We start from the raw sequence: 4885 nt of genomic DNA on the forward strand, positions 1-4885 counted from the left end.
CACGCCGGTAGTCGAAGGCATAGTGGACTTGCTGTTGCGACTGAGAAAGGCACCAAAGCGTGACAGGGAGAGCCCCTGCCCTCCCTGTTCCACACCAGCGCTGGCTTCTCTTATGGCAGACGGTCGAACACCTTGATGGATTCCGCCTGATCATCCATATCTCCAAGGTTGGAGGTCGTCGTGTTGGGGCCGATGACGATGCTGGTATCTTTGAAGTCCTTGTCCTTGTAGAGGACAAGCCAGCAGCCAGGTCCGGTTTGCACACTGCCTATCGTGTTGTCCCAGTCGCGCCCCTTCAAGTGCTTGAGGGATGAGTAGGATGACGGGCCTTGAACTTGCACCACCTCGCCACGGAATCCCGAGTGTTCGTAGATGTTCGCGTAGCAGTTGGGATTGTAGTACGCGGGGGAGGTGTTGGGCAGATGTCCCGCGCAACTCGCCAGGGTCAGCAGTCCAATTAGAGTAATAATAGTTTGATGCAGTTTCATGGTCTTGGGGGGGTAGGTTTCCTTCACTGTCCTTATCGGCTGGCTGCATTCACGTGGATGGGTAAAATTCCCCCTGCACCACTCCGCAGGCGTCCGTTGATGATTGATCTGTCCGCTCATGCGGTGGTTTACGAAACAACGGCATGCCCAAACAACTCACCATCGACCTGGCACGCCGCGACCAGCGGGAAGGAAAATCGGCCTCGACCTAGGCAGGCGAGTTCGTGCGCGAAGAAATTGAATTGATTCGCAAAGGCGCCCACGGTGTACGCTCCACCAAACAAGCCATTGCCATCGGCCTCTCCAAGGCACGGCGTGCAGGCGTCAAACTGCCACCTCCAAAAGCTGGCAAGGCATCCGAGAAGACCCGTGAGAAAGCGCGGCGTGATTTGGAAAAATCCAGACAAGGCGGCGGCCAGCCCGTCTCCCGCAAACGCTCACGTGCAACGCTCGAAGCGTTGAAACGCGAAAGCAGGAAACCAGTCTCCAAAACCGCCCTCGCACAGCAGGCCCGTGCTGCGGCACGCAAGCGCACGCCCGCCGAACGCTCCGCCAGCGCCAAGAAAGCGGCACGCACTCGTGCCGCACGCAGCCGCTGATCAGCCCGGCACGCGTGCCTGATGCGCCATGAATGATCCCGCAACCACTCCACCCCCCTATGAATACCGAACCCACCCCGAAACCCGCCGAAATGTTTGTGCAGCGCCTGATCGATGATGCTGACACGATGGCCCGCAACGAACCTGCCAAAGCCATGGCCGCAGCCTTGGGCCTGGGACTCGTCCTGCATGCCCTGCCACTCGCTTCCTCGTCGCCAGTGTGACCGCCGTCACGCTCACTGTGCTGCGTCCCGCGCTGCTGACGCTCGACGTCGTCAAAGCCTTTGAACTCTGCTCCACCCCCACCAAAACCGAACCACTGCTGCCATGATCGATCCCTCTGTCATTCCACCCACCGACGAAGAAGTCCCTGTCACCCAGACCGCCCCACCCAAGCCCCTCAGCCAGATCGAAAGTCTGATTCGTCATCATCCTGTCGCTGCCGCCTTGACCACGCTCGGCTTCAGCTGCGCTGTCGGCATTGTCGCCCGGGGATTGCTGGCACCGCCATCCACGGCGAAGGATCGTGCGCTGCAGCCAGTCATCCCGCATGTGACCTAGAACGACCTCGATGAACCACCTTTCTACGCATGTTGAGATCAAGGGCTCTCTCACGTTTTCACAGGAACTGCTGCTGGAAGGCAGAGTGGAGGGGGACGTGTTCTCCACGGCTCCGCTCACCATCGGCGAGAAGGCCTTTGTCAAAGGCACGGTCAACACGCGCAGCGTCGTTATCTCCGGTCATGTGGAGGGAAACATCACTGTCCAGGAGCGCTGCCAGGTGAAATCCACCGCCACCATCCTTGGCAACATCACTGCCGCCACTTTCTCCATCGAGGCAGGGGCGATTTTTTGTGGTCATTCAAAAGTCCGGCCACCAGCGTCATCACCCAACCCTCCGCCGAACAAGCGCCCACGCACCGCCTGAACATGCCAGTCACTGCTCCGACGCCTTCTCTCCCCAATCCACTCAATGAGCGGCTGCGTCTTGCCGTGGTGGATGACCATGCCATCATCCGCAGTGTGTTTGTGACGCTCGTGGAAGACGCGCCGGATATGATCATGGCATGGACGGCATCCTCCCTGGCCGAGGAAGCGGACAAACTTCATTGGGGACATCCCGGATTTCCTAATGATCGATGTAGGAATGCCGGACGGCAATGGCTTTGATTTCACTAAGGAAACCTTGAGCCGTGTGCCGCACCTGCCCGTTTTGATCGTATCAGCCAAGGAGGATCACAGCTATGCGGGGCGTGCCGCCACCTGCGGTGCCAGAGGTTTCATTGCCAAGGAATCGTCTCTCGAGCAGTTGGTGGAGGCCGTGAACACCATCCAGCAGGGCGGCAATTGGTTCCCCGCCGCCGGGTAAAACACGGCACACACAACCGCTCAGGCGTTCGGCAGCGATTCTTAGATGATGCAAACCGAACTCGCAACTCTGGCACATCGTGCCGACCTGATTGATCTTGCGACCTTTGACAGCCCAAGGGCCGCGCAGCTCTTTTGTCAGCATTTGAGGGATCATGGAATTGAGACCACGGTCTATGACGAAGGAGACCTGCAAATGTTCGTGTTCCTGACCAAACCGGCGGCGAATCTGAAGGTTCAGGTGGAAGAAGAAGACTATGCCGAAGCCGTGACCTGCCTCATTGAATTTGAGAAGCAGAATCCGCAACTGCTGCCCTTCATCTATTCCTGTCCGGACTGCGGCTCCTTTGCAGTCGAATATCCGCAGCTCAGCCGAAAGTTCGTCACGCCGCTGTTCTTGGAATGGTTGAGCAATCTGGGGCTGTTTCCCAAACAGTGCTACTGCCGGAAGTGCCATTCCACGTGGACGAAGGCTCGCGTCTTCCAGATCAACCCACGGCACCTGGAATGGAATCCAGACATCTCCGTACCGCCCACCGCCTGACAGCAGATGCCTGGCGTTCGCAAACATCCCAATTCCCGCGCGCTATGAATCCTCACCAAATCCCCAGCTACCTGCACACCACTGAACTGGCGGCCGATGCCATGATCAGTGAAGGCGGTGCGCTCAAGCAGCCCTCCAGGCGAGACACTGAAGCAGTGTAAGCGCGTCTTACCAAGCCATGCGGCTGGCAATCCGCTTTATGGAGTGAATGGTTGCACAACCCTGCGGCCATGTTCTTGACGGGTTTTGCCACCGGCCTCGCAGTCTACCTGCTCGAACGCGCCAACTACCCGAACACGCGGGCATGACTGAATGGAAGACAAAGCAGGAGCGCGCCGCACTCTTCCAATTGAGCTCCGTGCTGCGGGGGCATTTTGTGTCCTGGCGACGCACGTTGGCCGCGTTCTTAGCCAGGCATCCGTTGCTCGGAAGAGTGAAACTAGTTGTGCAGATGTTCTGGGTGGCGGGACTGAAGTTTTTTAACATCGACGGCGAGCAGCGTGCGGCGGCATTCGCCTACTACGCATTTTTTGCGCTGTTTCCGCTCATCCTTCTTTTCGTCATCCTCGGTTCCCAAATCTGGGACCATGCCACCGTGGTGAATTACATCATCGACAATGTCGGGCAATACCTTCCCTTCAACGCCACGGACCGGCATACGGTGGATGCTGCCATCCGCACCATTGTCGATGCGCGTGGCAGCGTCAGTACTCTTGCCATGCTGGGGCTGGTCTGGAGCGCCTCACGCTTTTTCCACAGCATGGTTCGCGGAGTGAACGGCGCCTGGGACACGATTGAGTACCCCTGGTGGCAACTGCCGCTGCACAGCCTGATGCTGCTGGCCTTGGTGGCGAGCGCGCTTTTCATCGGGATGCTGGTGCCGCTGGTCCTGGAAAATCTCCGGCATACTCCGCTTCTGCCCATGGGGATGTTCAGCGGCCCGCTGGAGGTTGTGGTGCGGTGCGCTCCTTCGCTGGTGCTGTTTTACGGCCTGAGCGTTTTTTTCAAAATCTCGCCACGCAGGCGCACGCAGTTTTCTGAAGTCGCCTTCGCCGCCTTGCTCACGACCATCCTGCTGCAAGTCTGCCGTCATCTCTTTGAACACTATGTGTATGATCTGAGCAACTTCAACACGGTCTATGGCGCGTTCGCAGTGGTGATTGTCCTGCTGATGTGGATCTACCTCTCCGGGGTCATCATCATGTATGGCGGCTGTCTGTGCGCGGCCCAGGCCAGTGTGTTCGGCATTTCCCGGCGGCTTCCGGGACAGCGCAGCCGCCGTATCCTCGGGCATTGGGCACGCAGGAGGAAGTAGCTTCTTGCTGGCTGTTAATTTTGCCGCAGCCGAGTGATGAAATGCTGCAGCCGCTGCAACATGGGCGCTTTGACGACGCGTGCAGAACCGGCCAAAAACACCACGCGATAACCGTTCATGTGGTCCCATGCATCCTGGTTCCATTGGTCATCAAACACCAAAGTCTTGCCTTCCTCACAGAGAAACATTTGATTGGCCACCTGAAAGCGGAGTTCTTCACTCGGCTCAGACACGAGCCGGTCGCGATCCGAACGCAAAATGCCCGCCCAAGTGACTTGAAGAGAGGAAACTTTATGGGGGCGTGAGAATACGGCGGCAGCAGCCTTGGAAATCCTGCCGATCTGCTCTCCGGTCGTCGCGACAAGTCTGCTCATGCCCTCAGTCCATGGATGAAGGCTGCCCACGGCTGCGGCGCTATTGACGGTGTTCTCACCTGGGTGCTTGGTCATGTTCATGATCTTTTGCGGTTAATGGATGGCTCGTCTCCCGTCTGTTCCCGACACTATCGGTTTCTGCCGGCTGTCTGGATGCCAGAGCGGGTGTGATCCCATAAAAAAACCAGCCCATGCTC

Annotated in this window: 10 protein-coding genes; 8 read left to right on the forward strand and 2 right to left on the reverse strand. The window is 58.1% G+C overall.

Annotation, left to right across the window (positions count from 1 at the left end):
- Positions 1-110 precede the first annotated feature (110 nt).
- Positions 111-488 carry a peptidase inhibitor family I36 protein gene (locus tag ACIREA_RS26660; protein ID WP_397385363.1) on the reverse strand — a complete coding sequence of 126 codons (378 nt, stop codon included), beginning with the start codon at positions 486-488 and terminating at the stop codon, positions 111-113.
- A 224-nt stretch (positions 489-712) separates the two neighbouring features.
- Between ACIREA_RS26660 and ACIREA_RS26665 the strand changes: the two genes are divergently transcribed.
- The 8 genes from ACIREA_RS26665 (at position 713) to ACIREA_RS26700 (ending at position 4314) form a co-directional block, all read left to right on the forward strand.
- Positions 713-1087 carry a DUF6496 domain-containing protein gene (locus ACIREA_RS26665; RefSeq protein ID WP_397385364.1) on the forward strand — a complete coding sequence of 125 codons (375 nt, stop codon included), beginning with the start codon at positions 713-715 and terminating at the stop codon, positions 1085-1087.
- Positions 1088-1146: 59 nt separating this feature from the next.
- Complete coding sequence (locus tag ACIREA_RS26670; RefSeq protein ID WP_397385365.1) at positions 1147-1311, forward strand: hypothetical protein; 165 nt, start codon at positions 1147-1149, stop codon at positions 1309-1311.
- Between the two features lie 103 nt (positions 1312-1414).
- Positions 1415-1648: a hypothetical protein gene (locus ACIREA_RS26675; protein WP_397385366.1), complete on the forward strand. Its 234-nt coding sequence runs from the start codon at positions 1415-1417 to the stop codon at positions 1646-1648.
- A 10-nt stretch (positions 1649-1658) separates the two neighbouring features.
- A complete protein-coding gene (locus ACIREA_RS26680; RefSeq protein ID WP_397385367.1) occupies positions 1659-2015 on the forward strand; it encodes a polymer-forming cytoskeletal protein in 357 nt (118 codons plus the stop codon).
- Between the two features lie 2 nt (positions 2016-2017).
- On the forward strand, positions 2018-2257 hold the full coding sequence (locus tag ACIREA_RS26685) for a hypothetical protein (RefSeq protein WP_397385368.1): 240 nt from the start codon (positions 2018-2020) through the stop codon (positions 2255-2257).
- A complete protein-coding gene (locus ACIREA_RS26690) occupies positions 2235-2456 on the forward strand; it encodes a response regulator transcription factor (protein WP_397385369.1) in 222 nt (73 codons plus the stop codon). Before ACIREA_RS26685 ends, ACIREA_RS26690 begins: the two co-directional genes overlap by 23 nt.
- Before the next feature lie 45 nt (positions 2457-2501).
- A complete protein-coding gene (locus ACIREA_RS26695) occupies positions 2502-2999 on the forward strand; it encodes a hypothetical protein (protein ID WP_397385370.1) in 498 nt (165 codons plus the stop codon).
- Positions 3000-3432: 433 nt separating this feature from the next.
- A complete protein-coding gene (locus ACIREA_RS26700) occupies positions 3433-4314 on the forward strand; it encodes a YihY/virulence factor BrkB family protein (RefSeq protein WP_397385371.1) in 882 nt (293 codons plus the stop codon).
- Between the two features lie 14 nt (positions 4315-4328).
- On the opposite strand, the gene ACIREA_RS26705 is transcribed toward ACIREA_RS26700, so the two are convergent.
- Positions 4329-4688, reverse strand: coding sequence for a hypothetical protein (locus ACIREA_RS26705; protein ID WP_397385372.1), 360 nt, complete (start codon positions 4686-4688; stop codon positions 4329-4331).
- Between the last annotated feature and the right edge of the window lie 197 nt (positions 4689-4885).

It is taken from the genome of Prosthecobacter sp., assembly GCF_044373815.1.
Lineage (GTDB): Bacteria > Verrucomicrobiota > Verrucomicrobiia > Verrucomicrobiales > Verrucomicrobiaceae > Prosthecobacter.